Genomic DNA, 19,025 nt, shown 5'->3' with positions numbered 1-19,025 from the left:
TGGCGATCAGAAGGGATCCGGACTGGGACGCAGCCCTACCGAGACGCTTCAGACGATTACGGAAACCGACCTTGACGGCAAGAGATCAAAAGAAATCGCCTTTCTGAAAATAACCCTGCCCCAGGTGCCGTCGCAGGCATTCCAGACCCTCCGAGTGCAGCTGCGAAATTCTGCCCTTGGTCACCCCCAATTCACCCGCGATTTGCACGAACGGCTTATGCAGGTAGTAGTAAGACATGAAGATGCTCCGAGTCCGCGGCGCAAGCTGCAGCATGGCCTGCGCTAAAATATGTCGAGACTGTTCCGCGGCGATGCCCTGCCCCGGCCACGCGTCGGCCGCCTGCTCGACCAGATGTTGAGTCGCAATCTGCAAAACGGTGTTGATGAAGCCATCGAGACTGCCGCCATCATCCACGACGATCTCAATGGGATCTTCAAGACGGCTGGAACGCTTTTGCTGCCGAACCCCATTGAACACAGCGCCGCGTACCCGACGCTTTGCGTAAAGAGTGAAAGGGATTGCACGCGCTGGATCGTATCGATTCAGCGCCTCCAGCAGGCCTACGTGCGCATTCTGCAGATGATCTGCCCAGTCCAGGTCGCGACGACCGATCCGCCGGTAGACATCGGCAGCCACCATTCGCGTCCATGGCGAATACTCCGTCACCAGAAAGTCTCTCGCCTGCAGATCGTCGTCGGCCTTGAAGCGTCTCCAGAGCTCAGTAACCAGCGCATCCCTGTCCATCTGCGATCAGGACCAAATACTGCCTAGCAGCGTCCTGGAAACCAGCACCCATCCATCGATCAGGATAAACAACAACAGCTTCAGCGGAAGACTGACTGTGGCCGGAGGCAGCATGATGATGCCGAGCGCCATCAGCACCGCCGAAACCACCAGATCAATCATTAAGAATGGAAGAAAAATGACAAATCCCATCTGGAAGGCCGTCTTGAGCTCGCTCAAGATAAAAGCAGCCGCAAGGTGCGTGAAGCGGATCTCTTCAACCGTTCTTGGTGGCGTCACACGTGCCATTTCGCTCACCGCGAGCAAGTCGGACTCACGCGTTTGCCGGACCATGAAGTCGCGCAGTGATGGCGTCGCACGTGAGACTGCCTCGGTGGCGCTGATCTGATCTGCCAAATAGGGCGAAAGTGCATCGCGCTGAACCTTTTCCAGCACCGGCCCCATTGAAAACAATGTCAACAGCATCGCCAAGGTGATCAGCACACTGTTCGGCGGTGTCTGCGGCATTCCCAAAGCATGTCGCAACAAAGCGAGGACGACGATAATGCGTGTGAAACACGTCATTCCAATCAACATGACAGGAATAAATGAGAGCATCGTCATCAGGACGAAGACACGGAGCGTAGAAGAGAACTCCTGCTTCCCAGCGACACTCAATGCCTCACCCAATGGATCCGCGCATGCTGATGTGGCTAGCAACCCGAAACTCACTGCGGCCAACCCAGCAAGCACGCTACGCTTTGTATGGGCACGCATTACTCAGAGACTCCGGTCGTTTGACCCAGGCGTTGCACACTGAGCTGCCCCTTGGATTCGGCAATAACGACATTCTCGCCTTCGACCTCCAATAGATACACAACCGTGGAGCGGCTGAGGCGATACTCGGCGCGCTTGATGATGACGCCGGTCGCTATCGGTAGGGGTACGCCGCCTTGCCAGCGGGCGATCAACCCCTTCTTCTTGAGCAAGAGCAATATAACGACAAACGCCACCAGGACAACGCATGTCCAGGCCAGGACGGGATTGAGCGTGGTGGCGCTCAACACCGCATCGCTACGGTATGGGATGGAGGACGGCATGTTTGTGCTCAGAGCAGCTCTTGAATTCGAACGCCCAGCTTGTCGCCAACCGCCATCAATTCACCTCTCGCAACTGCTTTGCCATTGAGCATCAGTGTCACCAAGGCCTCACACGATTCATCCAGCGCGACGGTATCACCCTGCTTCAGCGCCATGATCTCGTCGACACTCATCTCTACTTGTCCGACATGCGCTACCAACTTGGCCTTGACATGTCCAAAGATCGACACATCGCGTGTTACGGTGGCCGTTTCCATTTTCATCATCGTGACCCTGAATTAAGTGTATGAATCAACGCAGCTCAAGCGCGCGGCGGCCGTCAAAAACAACCAAGCCTGCGGCTGCAAGAGCATGTGTTCCGTTCATCAACTGAAGCGCCGTTTGCGTGTCGCTATCGACGACCAGAACCTCACCAACACGTAGCGTGGAAATCTCGGCCAACTCCATCTCGCCGAGTGTCAGTTGAGCACGCAAGCAGACAGGTTGGCAGCGCAACGCAGCCGTGCGCGGGGTCAACGCAGGCAGCTGCGCTTCGTGAAGGACGCTGCCCTGCGACGCGCACCAGACTGCATCGGCTACCAGCTCAATTTCGAACTCCTCCCATTGCGCAGTGGCATGAAGTGCCCCGTGCCGCAGCAGGAATCTGTCATTATGGGGAGATTGGTCTCTTTGGCAGGCTTCGTGACGCAACTTGCCTGACAGGGACGTCAATAGCGCCTTCAGTGCGTCTTCGCCCACCTTTCCACAGATCTGCACGTCCGCAGCACCAGACAATTTCAACAGTCCCGCACCAATTTCAGAATGCGATGCGTTACTCAAGCGAAGGCCGAAGGCGCCGCCCGTACCCGCATCATCGATGTACCAATCGGAGAAATCGCACGACTGTTCGGGTAGCTGTGCAATCGACACACGCGGGTACTGACCGTCCTGGCCATGCGATACCGACCACTGGTCAAGCCATGCGTCATAGCGCGACTGCAAGGTGTCGCAAAGCGTTCGTGCATTTGCAGGAGGAAGCCAACCAAGACGTTTCATTCCTTAGCCGCCCCGTGTGCTGTTGTAGAGCTGCTCGATCATTTCGTTGCTGACAGTCATCACACGCGAACTGGCTTGATAGCCTCGCTGGATGATCAACATGTCCGCAAACTCCTGAGTCAGATCGATATTGGACATCTCCAGGCTACCGCCCTGAATGTTCCCAAAGACAGTGGAACCAGCACGCCCGAGTTCACTGCGCTGACTTTCGACATCCGACAGCATTCGACCACTGGAAAGTTCCAGGGTACTTTCACTCTGAAAAGCTGCCAATGCGAGCTGCGCACCCTGGCGCTTCTCGGTAGAGCTGTAGGTGACCTGCAACACACCCTTACTATCGAATGCCAAAGCATTGATTCCCAGCACCGGGCTGCCGTTCTCCACGGTGGCGGTCAAGCTATCGGTCAAACCGGACAGACTCGTCGTTCCGGTGAATGTGCCCGGTGTACCAAATCCAAGCGTGACCTTCTGGCTGTTTGCTGCTGCCGAGAGCGTGACTTCGATGCTACCCGAACCTGTTTCAAGCATGCCACTGGTACTGAAACGCAGATCACCACTGCCTACCTGCGCGCCCGTTTCGTCGGTGACGGTGACGCGATAGCTGCGACCCGATCCGACCGCTGCTACTGGTGCACTGGTATTGATCCTGAGTGTATGGACCGTACCGGCTGCATCGTAAACCTTGATATCACTGACCGAACTGCCGGTAGAGGTTGGAGACAGATTGCCGCTCAACCTGACGCTTGTCGTAGGCCTTGCATCAAGGGTACGCAGACCATCCAGATTGAGCTGCGACAGCTGACCGGTGCTATTGATGGACATGACCTCATAGCGGCTGACGCTGTCCACCAGGACGCCGCGGTCATCGAAGATAAATTGACCCGCGCGCGTGTAATGCAGAGCTCCGCTGGAATCGCGCAGAACAAAGTAACCTGCACCGTCCACCGCGACATCCGTTGCATTGCCGGTTTGTCGCAGATCGCCAGCCGTGGTGCGCAGTCCGGCACCAACAATCCGCGTCCCGTGTTCCCCGCCCAGATTTTCGAAGAATGAGTCACTCCCGCGGAAGCCAGGTGTGTTCATATTCGCGACGTTATTACTCACCGTATCCAGGCTTTTGGAAAAGCTGAAGAGGCCGGAAAGCGAGTTGTAGAGTGCTTGAAACATAGGATGTCCCTTACTGCTGAACCAGCGTGATCTGCGGCAGACGAATACCGGTCAGCACACCGGCACTGGTCTCGACAGTCAACAGCGGACCGGAGGCACTGAACTCGATAGCCTTGACCAAGCCGGTAGCAGTGCTGCCAGAGGCCTGCGTGACTTCGATACGACGATTCAACAAGCTCAAACTCTGGCTCGTGGCGTTCATGCTCAACATTCCTTCGGAATTGAGACTGAGCTGACGCGACTGCTCCAGATTGCTGAACTGTGCAAGCTGGGCAAGAAACTCGCGATTGTCCACTGGTTCCAGGGGATCTTGAAACTGCAATTGCGACAGGAACAGCTTGATGAAGCCGTCCTGGTCGATCGTGTTGTTCGACTGCGCGCTTGCGCTACCGTTGTTTACGATCGCACCGATCGAATCAATCGCCATTGTTGACACCTTGACTAAGAGAGGAGCGTTGCCAGACGAGCGCGCCGTTAAGCATGATGCGGTCCGGCAAGGCCTGGCCGGACTGCAGCAATGCATCGAGAAGCGCCGGCACGTGCGCGCCGGAAAGTTGATAGTCGCGCACCCACCAGGTGGAGCGCCCGTCCGCACCAGTAATGTGCTTCATCGACCGCGACATCCATTCGGCCAATGCGCCAAGACTGGCCGAGGACGACTCGCGCAGTGGCTGTTCGGCGTCAGGGTCGGCATGCGCGATGGATGTCGCCGACAATCCCGTAACGCCGGCATGCGGTCCAAGCACACCGGATCTACGACCGATCGCAGCTTGCAGATCGGACATGCTGACAGCAGCTTTAGGCAACGCATGGTCAATCGTGTTGCTGTCCGCCCGCGCGAGATTGAGCGCCATGACGTCGTGACCATGTCCCGGGCGATCCACATACGACATCAGGTACGTAGCCGTTGCCGTCCACTCAAAGACCATGGAATCCAGCGCCATCATCGGATCGGCATCATGTCCTGCATGCGTGGCAGAGAGGGTGCCGGCTTGTACAGCCTGCTCGGGCGCTGCGGTCATTGAGTTGGCGGGAGAACGCTCTGATGTCAGCCAGCGCTCGAAAGCCGCGGCATCCTTCGATGGACGATCTTCGCGCGGCTCTGCCCTGGGCTTGACCGGAACTGAGGCCGGGGAGGCCATTCCTGTTTCAATGGCCATCGAATGTTCTCCGGGCTAGCCACAACTCTGCGGCGGCATCGGACTCGCTCCGTTCGTGGTCTCGCAAGGCTTGCTCTGCCAGACGCTGGTGACGTTCATCGACAGCGCGCTGCTCCGCGCAGGCATCGCGGTACGTCACTCGCGCGGCATTCAGTCGTTGCTCGCACGCACTGGCGTCGAGCGATGCTTGCATCTGCTCTACGTGAGCAACAGATTCGATGTCCAAGGCCAGTTGATAACTGCCCAGCTGCAAAAGACCATTGTCCGCACGATGCTTCCAGGCGACGACAGCATCAACGCGTTGATCGCAAAGCTCCACGTGGGCCTGCGCTGCGCGCACATCAAGCAGCCTGCCTCGTAGCGCCAGCGACGCCTTGCGTGCCTGCAGATCGCGTATGCGCACCAGCACGGCAAGTCGCGGGAGTTTCTGACCGGCGTTCTCGTCAGACATGTGCAGCTCCCGATGACAGCGCGCGCTGTAACGCGCGCAAGCAATCAAGCCGCGCCATCGGCGCAAGATGTGCCTGCTTTAGAACTGCTTCCAGCTGCGGCCATGCCTCCAGCGCTTGATCAAGTACTGGGTTGGCACCCCGCTGATACGCGCCGAGCTCGACCAGATCACGGGAATCTTCCAGGACGGCAAGCACACGACGCACGTGCGCTGCCAACTCGACATCCTCACGTGCGGCCAGCTGATTGAGCAGGCGACTGACGCTGGCTAAGACATTGATTGCCGGATAGTGGCCCTTTGCGGCCAAGTGGCGGTCCAGCACGATGTGTCCATCCAGGATGGCGCGCATATGGTCGGTGATCGGCTCATTGAGGTCGTCGCCTTCCACCAGCACGCTATAAATGGCGGTAATCGCCCCCCCTGATAAGTTTCCGCAACGTTCGGCGATCCGTGGCAACCACGAGAAAACCGATGGGGTATAGCCGCGAAAGGTGGGCGGCTCGCCACTGGCCAGGCCGATTTCGCGGTGTGCCATGGCGAACCGAGTCATCGAGTCCACCACCAGCAGTACCGATTTACCCTGGTCTCTGAAGAATTCCGCGACCGCATGAGCGGCGTGTACCGCATGGGTACGCACCAGTGCCGGCTGATCGGCAGTGGCGGCCATGACCACGCAGCGGGTCATTGCGTCCGGACCAAGCGTATGGCGTACAAAATCGCCAACTTCGCGGCCACGCTCGCCAATCAATGCAAGCACGATCACATCTGCTTTGACATGGCGGACGAACATGCCCAGCAACGTGCTTTTACCCACCCCGCTGCCGGCAAAGATGCCAACGCGCTGGCCCTTCCCCAACGTCAACAGGCTATCCACCGCATGCACTCCGGTTTCCAGAATCTGAGTAATATCCCGTCGTTCCAATGGATTGGGCGGAGCCGCATGCAACGGATAGCGTTGCTCAAGGATGCAGGGGCCTGCCGCATCCAGAGGACGGCTGAAGGCGTCCACCACGCGTCCCAGCAATGCGTTCCCCACCGGCACATCCAACGACCTTGCCGTCGTTTCCACCCGCGCGCCGGGTGCCAGGCCTGTGATGTCTCCGTAGGGCATCAGGAGCAGCCGACCGTCCTTGAGCCCCACCACCTGCGCATCCACGCGGCGCCCCTCCGGCGTCAGGACCACTTCGCAGAGGTCTCCCACGCGCGCCTCGGGTCCATCGGCCTCGATCACCAGACCATTGAATGCACAGACACGGCCATAGCGGCGAACATAGCAGGCTGACTGGATCGCAGTGGTCAGATGCAGGCTGAGACTCATCACCGTGGCACATGCTGGTAGGTGGAGAGGCCATCCAGCAACGCCGTCCGCAGCGCCGCGAGTCGTACGTCCAGGCCGAACTCGGTGCGACCGGCACGCGTTTCCAGAATGCACTGACCGGGCTGTAGCGTCATATCGCACAGGACAGGCAGGGCAGTGATGTTGGAACAGAGCGCCAGGTCCTGTTCGGACAGATGCAGTGCGACAGCTTGATGTCCAGCCTCACGCACCGCACGCAGACATAGATCAGGCAGCAAGTGAGATTGCGCATAGGCACTGCCGACAATCTGTGTGACTGCCTGGAACGCAACCTCCACAGCAACCTCATGGCTGCGCTGCGCCTGTTCCTCGACGGCTTCTGTCAGCCCCGCAATCAACGTCTGCATCTGTGCATGCAGGCGCTCGATCGTTTCCCGTGCGGCACGCGCCTCCGCCTGCAAGGCGTCTGTCCGTTGCGCTAGCTCACGCTGCGCCAACGTTGCGGCCTCTTCATGTGCGCGTGCCAACCCTTCCTGATAGCCCTTCGCGTGCGCCTCCTCCAACACGCGTTGCTCCTGCGTGATGGCAGGCATTGCGTTGTCGGTGCCGTGCTGTACCGGTGCGTACCATGGACGACAGTCATCCGACCCGGCCAGACGTTTCATGGCAGCGCCCTCAGGGCTGGATCAGCGATCGTGGAATGCACGTGCGCAGCGTTCCTTACAGACGCGGCCAACGCGGGCGGAAGCGGCCTGCTCGATACGAGTTCGGCACTGACCGCTTTGGCGGTTGCTGGCTCAAGCGCGGCAAGGATGAAGGATGCATCTCCTGGCGAGGTCGCCATGATCACCCGGCTCAAGGTAGCAGCCCCCAAGGTGCGCGACAGTTGCACGATCTCTTCCAGGCCCAACTGGCCATCGGGCTGATCTCGGCGCACATCTGATGCCCGCAACATTGGCTCGACCAGGGCGGGGTCATCCCACCTGTGGCGACGGACGACCGCGATCTGCGCGCGCAATTGCAGGGCGATGTCTGCCGGCAACGATGCGAGCAGACGTCGACGCTCACCAGCGTGCATCACGCTTGCCAGAAGTGCCGACCTGCGCAAGACCTCAGAGACGCTCATGTGCAGGCCCTACCAGCCACGCCTTGATTTGTTGTGCTGCCTGCTCGCTTTGTTCGCGGCTCAGACGTTTATGGCGTGATTGCGTGACAACCTTGCCGATCAGTAACCCGCTGATCAGGCTGATCACAACGGCCGCCAGGAGCCAGAACACAGTGCCTGTACCCCGTGCAAAACCCACGCTGCCACTGCCTACGGCCGGCTGATCGGCATGACGCGCGATCGATGGCGATGAATCTGGTCGCTGGCTGGCAAGCGCAGCTGAAGCGACGCCGATCTCGACGACATCGCCGCGCCCGGCATTTCCACCGATGGCTGCCATGACTAGCCGCTGCAAACGTTGCTGCTCGACGTCGGTCAACGGCTGATGCACGGCAATGGCCACACTGATCCGCTCCACCCGCCCAGTGGCGCGCGTGACTTCCTGCTTCTCGGTGCCGTGCGCATATTCCACCTGCTCGTTTAGAACCGCCCCACTTCCGCCATCCGCGGCGCGATCGGAGCTGGAACTACGCCGCACCAACGTACCGTGGTCCTGACCAGGCGCCACCAGCATGCGCTCGCTAGTGGTGCGGACCTTATCGAAATTGAGCGCGACGTTGACAGAGATGGAGGCACCAGCCGTCGACGGCTGGGCCTCCAGGATCTTGCGGATATCACGCTCGTAATCCGCACCCAGTTGACGCGCCAGATCGCCTTGCGCACCGCCTGCGGCATCATTGGCGCTTCCGCCGAGCTGCAGGCCGGTTGGCCCGACCACAACGACCGCCTCGGGCGTCAGCCCATCCACTGCCGAAGCGACCAGGTCACGAATACCGCTGACTTGCTTGGCTGTTAGCGCCGCCCCCGGGACAAGCGACACCGCCACCGATGCCTTTGACTGACTGTCTTCGGCCAGGAACACCCCCGGCCTGCGGATCGATAGGTGCACGCGTACCGCGTCGACACCGGGAATGGTGGCAATGGTCCGTTCGATCTCACCCTGCAGTGCGCGCTGGTAGTTAATGCGCTGGGCGAACTCGGTGACACCGAACTCATTGGTGTCGAATAGTTCGAATCCGACGTGGCCACCTTTCGGAACGCCGGCAGAGACCAGACGCATCCGCAGCGGGTGCACCTGGTTTTGTTCGACCAGAATGCCGCTGCCATCCGCGGTGTAGCTATGCGGAACTTTCCACTCGTCCAAGGCCGCCGAGATCTCGGCGGCGTCAGTCTGCTTGAGCTCGCCAAGCAGCAGCGCCTCGCGTGGAACCAACGCCCACCAGATCGCCGCAGCAGTCAGTAGCAGCAAACTACCCACAGCAATGAACAGACCCACCTTTCGAGCAGGCGTCAGTGCTGTATATGTCGTCTTAAAAGAGGAAATCACGCCGTTGTCCTTAGAGTTGCATGCGCGAAAGTTCCTGGTACCCCTCGACCAGCTTGTTACGTACCTCGGCCAGCAAGGTGAGATGCATGCGCGCCTCCTCCAGCGAGATCATCAGATCGTGTGGAGCCACTTCCTGGCCTGCAGCCATCGCGCGTATCTGCTGATCGGCGGTCTGGATGGCGCCATCTGCACCTGATATGCCACGTGCCACCACATCTGCGAAGTTCACTCCCTCGATGGCAGCGGCTGGAGCGCCAAGTGCTTCCACCTGCGCCGGGCCAATCGCACCAATCGCTTCGATCGCCATCACTTGGCTCCAATTTCGAAAGCACGCAACACCATGCTGCGCAACACATTGAATGAACGCACGTTGGCCTCGTAACCACGGCTGGCCGTCATCAGGCTGGTCATCTCGCTCACCATATCCACTGCCGGGTAGTGCACCTGTCCCTGCGCGTCGGCCATGGGGTTTTTCGGATCAAGCACCATGCGTGTTCCGAGGCTACGCACGGCATCCATGCCATCGTTGACGCCGACCGCTTCGGCAAACGAACCAGCCGCCGATGCGGCGAGTTGGCGGGGATCAATCGGCTGATTGGCAACGGCAATATGCCGACCGGCCAAATCCATACGTAAACGCTCGTTCTGCATGCCTGCGCGGCTCGCGTCGAGAATTGCATCAATGCTCATGCGCCACTCCTGCCGGTAACCGCAAGACGCATCAGACCGAAGTGTCGGCTCAGCGACTCGGTCAATGCCTGGTAGTTCAGGCCTGCCGAGACCGACTCGGCAACCAGGTCGTCGAGACTGGCGCGCTGGGTGTCGTAACGCTGATCTACAATCGCCAGCGTGGGCGAATCGGGACTGTGCAACAGTGCGGCGACATCGTTGGGGCTGCCACCAGCGGCGGCGTTCAACACGCGATCGGTACGGCTTTGATCGATGACGAACACCGGCGCATCGGGACTCGACGCATTGGCGATGTTCCAACTGGTCACTTCGGCCTTGAGCTTGTTGAGGCTCAGAGCCATGCGCACGGCGTCAACGGTGAGATCTTGAGACATGAGTGACCTACTGGATGATCAGGTCGCCATCGAGGGCGCCTGCGGATTTGACGGATTGCAGTACGGCGATGACGTCGCGCGTGGTCAGCTTGGCGGTACGCAATGCGGAGATGAGGTCCGCCACGGTGGCACCTTCCGCAACCGAGACCAGGGGAGCGATCGGCTCCTCCGTCGTGATGGTGCTCTCCGGCACCAATACGCTGCGCACACCGGCACCGGGACGCACTAGCAACCCATCAGGCTGCGAGACGCTGTACCGCGTTGAAATCTCCACGCGCAGATCGCCATGCGAAATGCTGACCTGGCCCAGCCGGATATTGGCCCCTGCCACCACCGTGCCAGTGCGCTCGTTGATGATCACGCGGGCAGGGCGTTCACGCGTCACCCGCACGTTCTCGATCTGCGAAATGCGTGCCACGCGGCTAGGATTGTCCCGATAGTGAACAACCACCTTACCGGCATGTTCCGCTTCAGCGGTCACGCCCGGCAGGCTGGCGCTTACCGCTTGCGCAATCCTGTTGGCGGTAGTGAAGTCCGCCTCATCCAGCAGGATGCTCAAGGTCCCAGGCTCACCGGCAACATCCAGGGCAGCAGCGCGCTCGACGGTGGCGCCGGAAGGAATCCAACCCACCGTTGGATGATTCTTCTGCACCGAGGCAGTGATTGCCTCGAATTGATATCCACCGACCGAGATCGCGCCCTGTGCAATGGCGTAGATCTTGCCATCAGGTCCGCTCAGCGGCGCCAGCATCAGCGTGCCGCCGGTCAGGCTCCGCGCATCGCCCGCCGAGGCCACTTGGACATCGAGCGGCTGACCAGGCTCAGCGAACGCTGGAAGTTTCGCAGTCACCAGCACGGCTGCGACGTTGCGACTAGACAGGTCGCCCAGCTCGACGCTGACGCCGAAGTTGCGCAGCGTGTTGCCGACCGATTGCACGGTCGCGCGGTTACGCGCCGAATCGCCGGTGCCGGAGAGACCGAACACCAGTCCGTACCCGGTCAGCGGGTTCTCGCGCACACCGGCAATACGGGCGATGTCCTTGATCCTGACCTCGGAGACGGCAGCGGCATGCGCCGGAGCAACAGCCGTGGCAAGTAGCAGTACCAGCAAACGCAGGTTCATAGCACCCTCAGCCACTTGAGCAGCCGGTAGGCCACGCTTTGACGCTGCGACTCGGCAACGACCCCCTTGCCATTGAATTCGACGCGCGCATTGGCGAGCCGGTGCGACCAGACGGTGTTATCGGCCAGGATATCGTCAGGCCGCACGATGCCACTCAGCGTGATGCGCTGGTCTTCCTTGTTGATCAATAGCGATTGCTCGCCTTCGACCACCAGCGATCCATCGCTCAGAACGTCCTTGACCTGCACCGACAACTGCGTGCGCAGTTCGCCCACCCGAGAGGTCTCTGCGCTGCCTTTGGTAGCGCCAGACAACCCCGCATCAAAACTGCCACGATAGGCGTTATTGCCGGCGGTGCCACTCAGGCGAACATCCGACCCTGCATCGGTCGCCGCACCGGAGCGCGCCCTGGCGGCCTCCAATACATTCACCGTCAGCACATCACCCACGCGATACGCGCGTCGGTCTGCCGCAATGCCCCGATAGGTACCCGGATTAATGAGGCTCTCTTGTGCACTCACGCCGTGGCTCGCAATCGCCATCAGCACTGCCCCGGCCACAGCCAGATCCTTACTGTTCAATGGACACCTCTCCACTGGCAATGACACGCGCCCGCACCGGTGTGCGTGTGCCCTGCGGCAGAACCGCAATTGCGTCCCCTGGTTGACCATCCGCAGTGGCTACCGCTGGCATGCGCAGCTCCACAGCACCACGACGAACGCGCAAGGTCACCGGATCGTGGCGCGCAATGGTCGGCGCAGCAGCGAAGTCACGCGCCTGCACCAGATCACCTGCGCGTACTGCGTGAATCAGCCGGCCTGCTACGGGCACATTCCTTTCTAACGACGCTTCGCCGACAGTGAGCACACCAGCCACATCCATGCGCTTGGTCACCAACGCAAGCTGTCCACTCGGGGTGCCGTCTGCGAATGCGCGTCCGTAGGTGGGTCGCTCCATCCACCATTGCACCGTGAACCAGACCATCCTGGTCTGGCTGGGTACACCGTCAACCAAAACATGGACGGGCACTCCGACCCGCTTACGCGGCCAGCTGCCGTCGATCGGCGCGGCCTGCAGCGTTACCTGTGCGGCATCGGACTCCACCTTCAATTGAGACGCAGGCAGTGCGGCGGGAGTAAACACCAGTTCGCCGGGAAGGGTGCTGGACAATCCATCCAACGACGCGCGCGCCGTCGCGATCAATCGATCGGGCGAAATGCTGCTGGCCTGCGCACTGGCGCAAGAGACCATCAACAGCAGGGTGAACGTCCTGATCATCAGCGGCGCAAATTGTTGATGGTTTCGAGGATCTGGTCGGAAGCCTGCAGTACGCGTGCGTTGAGCTGATACGCACGCTGCGCCAACACCAGGCCGGTCATTTCGTCGATCATGTCGACGTTGGCCGCTTCCAGATAGCCTTGCTGCAACTTCCCGGCGCCATTGCTGCCTGCCGCCAGCGGAATCGACTCACCGGAGCGGCCGGCGGCCTGAAACACGTTTTCCCCGCGTGACTCCAGGCCTTCTGTGGAGACAAAGCTGACCAGACCAATGCTGCCAAGCACCGAGCGCTCCTCGCTGCCATCGAGCTTGGCGCTCACCTCGCCCGAAGAGGAGATCAGCACGTCCGCAGCGCCCTGCGGGACCTGGATTCCCGCAGACAAGCGCATGCCATTGGAAATTGCGAGATAGCCCTCGGTATCAACATGGAAACGCCCCGACCGCGTATAGAACTGCTCGCCATTGGCGTTTTCAATTTCGAAGAAACCGTCACCGTCGATCGCAAGATCCAACGGATTACGCGTGGGCTGCAAGGCGCCCGCGCCGAATTCCACCGATGTGGAACTCACACGGATGCCGCCGCCGTGCACATTGGTGGCTTGACCAATCTCCTGACCGGGCAGCGGAGCGTTGGCGATCTCGGCAAAGTTGACACGGCCACGCTTGAAGCCGGGCGTCTGCATATTGGCCACGTTGTTGGAGATCACATCGATCTGCTGCTGCTGACCGCGCAGGCCGGTGGATGAGATATAAAGCGCATCGATCATTGCGGCTATCCTGTCAGTTGTCGCCGATACGGTTGATGCCCGTATCCATCGCTCGGTCGTAAAGGGAGATGACACGCTGTACCGATTCGGCATGGCGCGACAGTTCGATGAGCTGCATGGTTTCGGCAGCTGCATCGACATTGGATTGTTCGACGCTGCCTTGCTGCACGGTTCCTTTCCATTGCGTCAGCGCACCGTCATAGCGGTATCCCCCTTCGCTGGGAATCAACCGAGCCGGGTCAGCCACCTCAACGATACTCAGGTGCGCCAGCAGCGATTCGCCGTCCCAGATGCCGCCTTGGTTGTCAATGCGGATATCGGAAAGGGGCAAGGTCAGCACGCCAGCATCGGTCAAGACTGCGGCCCCCTCGCGGGTGCGCAGGCTGCCGTCGGCACCGCGGACGAAACTGCCCATGCGTAGCAACCGCTGCTGACCATCCTGCTGGCTCACGAAGAAGCCGTTCCCGCGCAGAGCGAGATCCAGACCACGTCCAGTTTCCCGCAGCGCACCGTCTCCACGCTGCACGGCCATTGAAGAGGCGCCACTGGCCACAGCGAAGTCACTCCGTGCACGCACGCTCTGGTACCCGGGCGTATTGAGATTCGCCACGTTCTGGCTGACCGCGGTCAACGCCTGAATATCGGCGTTCAAACTGCGGCTGATGGCCTGGATGGTCTCGCTCATGCTGCAACCTGCATCGGCATGCCCACCACAGCGAACGAGCGGACAAGGGCGGTGGAAGGCACCTCATTGAGCGCCAGCACGGCGACATGAGGCAGGGATCGCTGAATCAGTCCACGAAGGGCCCGACGTAACGGCGAGGGGCACAACAACACCGGCAGGCGGTTCTGCCCCATCATAGCCTCGGCCTGGTTGGCGAGTTGCCGAATGAAGCCGTCCAACTGCGCCATATCGGTGAACAACGCGCCACGGCCTTCGCCACTGCGCTGCTGGCCCATCAGGGTCCGCTCGATTCCTGGCTCCAGGGTCAGCACATGCAACTCGCCTCGCGCGTCCTGAAAGCGCTGGCAGATCGTTGCCCCCAGTCGTTCACGCACGCGCTCGGCAAGTTCATCGGGCTGCTTCTGGGTGCGCCCCGCGTCCAGCAGCACTTCAACAATGGCTTCGAGATTGCGAATGCTGACCTGCTCGCGCAGGAGGATCTGCAGTGTTTTCTGGACGTCTGAGTACGTGAGTACATTGGGAACCAGCTCGGCGACAAGCGGGGCTCGGAGTTCGTCCAGGCGCGATAGCAGCCGCTCTGTCTCGCTACGGCTCAACAAGTCCGGCCCATGCCGCTTGACCAGCTCGTTCAGATGCGTGACAAGCACCGTGTCGGGCTCCACCAGTGTGTAGCCGCCTGCACGTGCCGCCTGCCGTGATTCGGGCACGATCCATTGCGCCGGCAACCCATAGGCAGGATCTCGGGTCTCCAGTCCTTCCAGTTTCATGCGCGTTCCACCTGGATTGATCGCAAGCAGGCGGTCCGGATGAATCTCTCCCTGGCCGACGCGGTTACCTTCAACCAACAATTCGTAATGATGACGGTCCAGGTCCGTCCGCAGGCTGCTTTGCACTTTGGGAATGACAAAACCCAGTTCGCCTGCGACCTGTTTGCGCAGGTTGACGATGCGCAGGGCGAAGTCCCCGGATGGCCCGAGCAGGAGCTCGTGCAGTGCCGCTCCCATGCGTATCTCGATCGGCTCGACCCGCATGGCCTGCTGCAACTCTTCCTGCACCGTAGGGCCATGGGATGCGTCTTCGTCGCTCGTGGGCTCTGTCGGCTCGCGTTTGATCAAGCTGTAGCGCACCATTACCGCAACACCGACCAGCGCGGCAATGACCGGCAGCTTGGGGAATCCAGGCAACGTCAGCATCAGCAACAACGCGACTGCCACAACCGCAAGAGCGCGTGGGTTGGATAGAATCTGACGCGGAATCTCGGCTCCCAGGCGGGCATCCGCTGCGGCGCGCGTGATGATGATGCCGGTTGCCACGGCGATCACCAGCGAGGGGATCTGGGTCACGATGCCATCGCCGACGGTCAGCAACGTAAACCGCTGCACCGCCTCGGTCCACGGCATGCCCATCTGTGCGATACCGATGGCGAGCCCACCGATGATATTGATCAGCACGATCACGATGCCGGCAATTGCGTCGCCCTTGACGAACTTGGTCGCACCATCCATTGCGCCGTAGAAGTTGGCTTCCTTCTCGATCTGCTTGCGGCGACGGCGCGCTTCATGCTCGTCGATCAACCCCATGTTCATGTCGGCATCGATACTCATCTGCTTGCCGGGCATGCTATCCAGCGTGAAACGCGCAGCCACTTCTGCCACGCGCTGGGCGCCGGTGGTGACCACCACATACTGCACCACGACCAGGATCAGGAAGACCACGATCCCGACCACGTAGTTTCCACGAATCACAAAGGTCCCGATCGCACCGATAACGCGCCCGGCATCGGCCCCATCGAGAATCAGTCGGGTCGCCGAAACGTTCAATGCCAGCCGGAACATGGTGGCGATCAGCAGAAGAGTCGGAAAGGTCGAAAAATTCAGTGGTGACTCGGTGAAGAAGGTCACCAGCAGGATCAGCAGCGCAAGGCTGATATTGATGATCAACAGCAGGTCAAGCAGGGCCGACGGCACCGGCACGAACAAGACCATCAAGATGCCAACGACCAGCCCGACCAAAGCCAGGTCGCGCTTGTCCTGCAGAAATGCCGCCAGCATTCCTTTCATGCGGCAACTCCATGGCTGCGATTTGCATAGAGGCGGCGGTACACCGGCGCCAATGCATCGAACAGATCTTCCGGAACCGGAGTATCGATCGCACAGTCGCGGTACAGCGCACGCGCCAAGGCCGGCATCCGCACCACCGGTACCCCTGCTCGTTGCGCTGCGCGGCGGACACGCGCCGCCAATAGGCCACGCCCCTTGCTCAGCACAATCGGCGCACGCATGGTGCGCGGCCGGTACTGCACAGCAACCGCGTAATGGGTGGGGTTGGTCAGAATGACATCGGCATCGGCCACGCGCGGCAACGAGCGCACTGTCTTGAGCAGGTCACGGATCTGCTTGCGCTGCCTGGATTTGACCTCTGGATCGCCATCGCGGCGTTTGGCGTCGTCGCGCACCTCGCGCCGGCTCATGCGCATTTTCTTGCCATGATCCTTACGCATGAAAGCGAAATCCGCCACCGCAACGACCAGCAATACCAGCAACACATAGACCGAGGCGGTCCAGAACCCGGAGCGTAATTTCTCGACAAGTTGCGCTGGCGACGACAACGCAATTTCTCCAACAAACGAGGGCGCATGGCCGGCAGCGATATAGGCAAGCAGACCAAGCGTGGCCAGCTTGAGGAACAGCTTGCCCAGCTCCCACAGGCCGCGCATGGAGAACAGGCGCTTGATTGCGTTCATGGGATGCATGCGCTGCAGGCTGGGTGCAAGCGCATGGGTGCTGAAGATGGGCCCGGTCTGCCCGAGATTGGCAACCACCGCAGCAACCACAAGTGCAAGGATCAAGGGCATCATCGCCTGCAGCAGGCCACCATAGGTATTGATGAGCCAGGCGACCAGATCGGCTCCGATGCGTGGCTTGACCCCCGCCAATTGCACGGTATTACGAGTCGCATTGGTCAGCGCCACAGCGACATCGCGCCCGGTTAGCATCGTGACCACTACGAAAATCCCCAACATCAGCACGGATGTCAGGTCGGGACTTTTTGCGACTTCACCTTTACGACGCGCGTCTTCCAGACGCGACTGCGTCGGCTGCTCGGTCTTGTCCTGGTCGGCATCGGCCATCAGGGCGCTCCCAACAGTTGCGGCACCTGGTTCACCGCATTGACAAACAACCGACCGATCAACGCGGGTGCATAGGCTAACGACAATGCGAGCAATCCAAGTGCGACTGCAACCTTGAGCGGCAGTGCCAGAAAATACACGTTGGCCTGTGGCATCGAGCGCGAGGCGTAACCCACCGCCACATCGACCATGAACAAGCCGAGCACCACCGGCATGACCACCATCAAGGCAACGACGAAGCTACTGCCAAGCAATGCAAAGAACGCTTCCGCATCAATAGGGTGGCTCATGCGGCCCAGCGGCACGATCGCAGTGCTGGCCACAAGCCCTTTGAACAACAGCACATGCAGATCCAGCGAAAAGAACAGCACCGTGGCGGCCAGCATCAGCGCGTGCCCGAGTAGCGATTCCTGTGTATCCGCGCTGGCCGGATTGAGCAGTGCCGCGGCACCCAGGCCAGCTTGCATGTCCATCAGCCAGCCACTGCTATGTAGCGCCGCGTTTGGAATCAGGAAGGCCAGCCCAAAGATTCCGCCAATCATCAACTCGCCTGCTGCTGCCAACAGGAGTGCGACAGGCTGACCAGTCCTCGGCATGGCGTAGCCGTCTGGCAAGGCCGACAGCGTCAACCAGGCAAAAGCGAGCATCGTGATCACACGCACCAGCAACGGCGCCCATGCCAGTGGGGACATCCCGGGCAACACCATGACCGGTAGATAGCGTAAGGACGCGTAGCCAAATAACAGAGCGAAGCCTGTGAGCGCTTCCATCGTCACAGCCCTGCCGCGAAGTCGAACATACGCTTGGCCAGTTCCACTGCCGTCAGCAGCATCCAGCTTCCGAGCACCACGGTCACCGCACCCACCGCGATCAACTTCGGAATGAAGGTCAACGTCATTTCCTGGATCTGGGTAACGACTTGCAGCACCGAAATCACCAGGCCGACCACCAGCGTGATCAGCAGGATTGGCGCAGAAATCTTGGCTGAGGCCAGCAGCGTCTCAGCCAGCAGATGCATGGCGGTATCGGCGTCCACTGCAGGGCCGTCAATGCGCTGTAGCGGTGTTGGATGACAGCCGTGCCCGTAGGCGAAACGCCATCTCGGAGGGTGTTCGCGCGCCAAGCGCCTGCGCGCCGGCCAACGCGCCATCACGCATCAGAGCAGCAAAGACCGCATCCGATTGCGCCTTGTCGCCGCGATCTGCCAGCAGCAGAGATTGCGCGTAGCGGCCGCTGATACTGTTGGGATCGAGCTTGATCGCCCTGCGTAGATGCGCTTCGCCTTCTTCCTGCTTCCCATCCAGCAGTGCAACCACCGCAAGACCACCGTGCGATTCAGCGAAGGTGCGGTCCAGCGCATAGGCACGGTGGTAGCAGGCCTCTGCTGCAGAGCGCTCGCCATCCAGCAGGTGCAGCCAACCCAATGCGTGCCAGGTTCCGATATGCGCCGGCATGGCCTGGGTCGCTTGTGTCAGCAGCGTCTTGGCCGGCCCCAATGCGCCCTGCAGCATGCGGGCCTGGCCTAGCCCGGACAGTGCGCGCCCAGACATCG

At 60.5% G+C, this 19,025-nt stretch carries 26 protein-coding genes; all 26 read right to left on the bottom strand.

All coding sequences use genetic code 11. The features are described 5' to 3' along the window. Nucleotides 1-85: 85 nt before the first annotated feature. Genes HG421_RS20115 through HG421_RS21665 form a run of 26 tightly spaced genes read right to left on the bottom strand, consistent with a single transcriptional unit; the run spans nt 86 to nt 19,023 of the window. Complete coding sequence (locus tag HG421_RS20115; protein ID WP_169707885.1) at nt 86-745, bottom strand: sigma-70 family RNA polymerase sigma factor; 660 nt, start codon at nt 743-745, stop codon at nt 86-88. Nucleotides 746-751: 6 nt separating this feature from the next. Further along, entirely contained in the window at nt 752-1,501 is a 750-nt protein-coding gene (gene fliP / locus HG421_RS20110) for a flagellar type III secretion system pore protein FliP (RefSeq protein WP_169707884.1), read from the bottom strand. Further along, nucleotides 1,501-1,824, bottom strand: coding sequence for a hypothetical protein (locus HG421_RS20105; protein ID WP_169707883.1), 324 nt, complete (start codon nt 1,822-1,824; stop codon nt 1,501-1,503). Before HG421_RS20105 ends, fliP begins: the two co-directional genes overlap by 1 nt. 8 nt (nt 1,825-1,832) lie before the next feature. After that, nucleotides 1,833-2,081 carry a FliM/FliN family flagellar motor switch protein gene (locus HG421_RS20100; protein ID WP_248279434.1) on the bottom strand — a complete coding sequence of 83 codons (249 nt, stop codon included), beginning with the start codon at nt 2,079-2,081 and terminating at the stop codon, nt 1,833-1,835. Between the two features lie 34 nt (nt 2,082-2,115). Beyond that, the gene (locus HG421_RS20095; protein ID WP_169707881.1) at nt 2,116-2,859 is read right to left on the bottom strand and encodes a FliM/FliN family flagellar motor switch protein; all 744 of its coding nucleotides are present in this window, start codon (nt 2,857-2,859) and stop codon (nt 2,116-2,118) included. A 3-nt stretch (nt 2,860-2,862) separates the two neighbouring features. Then, nucleotides 2,863-4,026 carry a flagellar hook-basal body complex protein gene (locus HG421_RS20090; protein WP_169707880.1) on the bottom strand — a complete coding sequence of 388 codons (1,164 nt, stop codon included), beginning with the start codon at nt 4,024-4,026 and terminating at the stop codon, nt 2,863-2,865. Between the two features lie 10 nt (nt 4,027-4,036). After that, nucleotides 4,037-4,453: a flagellar hook assembly protein FlgD gene (locus HG421_RS20085; RefSeq protein ID WP_115552603.1), complete on the bottom strand. Its 417-nt coding sequence runs from the start codon at nt 4,451-4,453 to the stop codon at nt 4,037-4,039. Then, nucleotides 4,443-5,186, bottom strand: coding sequence for a hypothetical protein (locus HG421_RS20080; protein ID WP_248279433.1), 744 nt, complete (start codon nt 5,184-5,186; stop codon nt 4,443-4,445). The genes HG421_RS20085 and HG421_RS20080 overlap by 11 nt, the downstream gene beginning before the upstream one ends. Further along, nucleotides 5,176-5,637, bottom strand: coding sequence for a hypothetical protein (locus HG421_RS20075; protein ID WP_169707879.1), 462 nt, complete (start codon nt 5,635-5,637; stop codon nt 5,176-5,178). The genes HG421_RS20080 and HG421_RS20075 overlap by 11 nt, the downstream gene beginning before the upstream one ends. Then, nucleotides 5,630-6,955 (bottom strand): FliI/YscN family ATPase, encoded by a 1,326-nt coding sequence (locus tag HG421_RS20070; RefSeq protein WP_169707878.1) that lies wholly within the window; start codon nt 6,953-6,955, stop codon nt 5,630-5,632. The genes HG421_RS20075 and HG421_RS20070 overlap by 8 nt, the downstream gene beginning before the upstream one ends. Continuing rightward, entirely contained in the window at nt 6,955-7,599 is a 645-nt protein-coding gene (locus HG421_RS20065; RefSeq protein ID WP_169707877.1) for a FliH/SctL family protein, read from the bottom strand. Before HG421_RS20065 ends, HG421_RS20070 begins: the two co-directional genes overlap by 1 nt. Further along, a complete protein-coding gene (locus tag HG421_RS20060) occupies nt 7,596-8,060 on the bottom strand; it encodes a hypothetical protein (RefSeq protein WP_211161758.1) in 465 nt (154 codons plus the stop codon). The genes HG421_RS20065 and HG421_RS20060 overlap by 4 nt, the downstream gene beginning before the upstream one ends. Then, entirely contained in the window at nt 8,047-9,426 is a 1,380-nt protein-coding gene (fliF, locus tag HG421_RS20055; RefSeq protein ID WP_248279432.1) for a flagellar basal-body MS-ring/collar protein FliF, read from the bottom strand. The genes HG421_RS20060 and fliF overlap by 14 nt, the downstream gene beginning before the upstream one ends. A gap of 10 nt (nt 9,427-9,436) precedes the next feature. Continuing rightward, nucleotides 9,437-9,733: a flagellar hook-basal body complex protein FliE gene (gene fliE, locus HG421_RS20050; protein WP_169707876.1), complete on the bottom strand. Its 297-nt coding sequence runs from the start codon at nt 9,731-9,733 to the stop codon at nt 9,437-9,439. Then, nucleotides 9,733-10,116, bottom strand: coding sequence for a flagellar basal body rod protein FlgC (locus HG421_RS20045; RefSeq protein ID WP_169707875.1), 384 nt, complete (start codon nt 10,114-10,116; stop codon nt 9,733-9,735). Before HG421_RS20045 ends, fliE begins: the two co-directional genes overlap by 1 nt. Continuing rightward, complete coding sequence (locus HG421_RS20040; protein WP_169707874.1) at nt 10,113-10,490, bottom strand: hypothetical protein; 378 nt, start codon at nt 10,488-10,490, stop codon at nt 10,113-10,115. The genes HG421_RS20045 and HG421_RS20040 overlap by 4 nt, the downstream gene beginning before the upstream one ends. A gap of 7 nt (nt 10,491-10,497) precedes the next feature. After that, complete coding sequence (locus HG421_RS20035) at nt 10,498-11,613, bottom strand: flagellar basal body P-ring protein FlgI (protein WP_169707873.1); 1,116 nt, start codon at nt 11,611-11,613, stop codon at nt 10,498-10,500. Next, the gene (locus tag HG421_RS20030; protein ID WP_248279431.1) at nt 11,610-12,194 is read right to left on the bottom strand and encodes a flagellar basal body L-ring protein FlgH; all 585 of its coding nucleotides are present in this window, start codon (nt 12,192-12,194) and stop codon (nt 11,610-11,612) included. Before HG421_RS20030 ends, HG421_RS20035 begins: the two co-directional genes overlap by 4 nt. Beyond that, nucleotides 12,184-12,891, bottom strand: coding sequence for a flagella basal body P-ring formation protein FlgA (locus HG421_RS20025; protein ID WP_169707872.1), 708 nt, complete (start codon nt 12,889-12,891; stop codon nt 12,184-12,186). Before HG421_RS20025 ends, HG421_RS20030 begins: the two co-directional genes overlap by 11 nt. Beyond that, nucleotides 12,891-13,658: a flagellar hook-basal body protein gene (locus HG421_RS20020; RefSeq protein WP_169707871.1), complete on the bottom strand. Its 768-nt coding sequence runs from the start codon at nt 13,656-13,658 to the stop codon at nt 12,891-12,893. The genes HG421_RS20025 and HG421_RS20020 overlap by 1 nt, the downstream gene beginning before the upstream one ends. 13 nt (nt 13,659-13,671) lie before the next feature. Then, nucleotides 13,672-14,343, bottom strand: a complete 672-nt coding sequence (locus tag HG421_RS20015) for a flagellar hook basal-body protein (protein WP_169707870.1) — start codon at nt 14,341-14,343, stop codon at nt 13,672-13,674. Beyond that, nucleotides 14,340-16,403: a flagellar biosynthesis protein FlhA gene (locus tag HG421_RS20010; protein WP_169707869.1), complete on the bottom strand. Its 2,064-nt coding sequence runs from the start codon at nt 16,401-16,403 to the stop codon at nt 14,340-14,342. Before HG421_RS20010 ends, HG421_RS20015 begins: the two co-directional genes overlap by 4 nt. Next, nucleotides 16,400-17,473, bottom strand: coding sequence for an EscU/YscU/HrcU family type III secretion system export apparatus switch protein (locus tag HG421_RS20005; protein WP_169707868.1), 1,074 nt, complete (start codon nt 17,471-17,473; stop codon nt 16,400-16,402). Before HG421_RS20005 ends, HG421_RS20010 begins: the two co-directional genes overlap by 4 nt. Then, a complete protein-coding gene (locus tag HG421_RS20000) occupies nt 17,473-18,243 on the bottom strand; it encodes a flagellar biosynthetic protein FliR (protein WP_169707867.1) in 771 nt (256 codons plus the stop codon). The genes HG421_RS20005 and HG421_RS20000 overlap by 1 nt, the downstream gene beginning before the upstream one ends. Nucleotides 18,244-18,245: 2 nt before the next feature. After that, the gene (locus tag HG421_RS19995) at nt 18,246-18,491 is read right to left on the bottom strand and encodes a flagellar biosynthetic protein FliQ (RefSeq protein WP_169707866.1); all 246 of its coding nucleotides are present in this window, start codon (nt 18,489-18,491) and stop codon (nt 18,246-18,248) included. Nucleotides 18,492-18,519: 28 nt separating this feature from the next. Beyond that, nucleotides 18,520-19,023 carry a hypothetical protein gene (locus tag HG421_RS21665; protein ID WP_429001928.1) on the bottom strand — a complete coding sequence of 168 codons (504 nt, stop codon included), beginning with the start codon at nt 19,021-19,023 and terminating at the stop codon, nt 18,520-18,522. Between the last annotated feature and the right edge of the window lie 2 nt (nt 19,024-19,025).

Origin of the sequence: Xanthomonas campestris pv. badrii, assembly GCF_012848175.1 — a bacterium.
GTDB lineage: Bacteria > Pseudomonadota > Gammaproteobacteria > Xanthomonadales > Xanthomonadaceae > Xanthomonas > Xanthomonas campestris_C.
The sequence above is the reverse complement of the archived record's forward strand: the minus strand, read 5'-3'. Positions and strand labels throughout refer to the sequence as shown.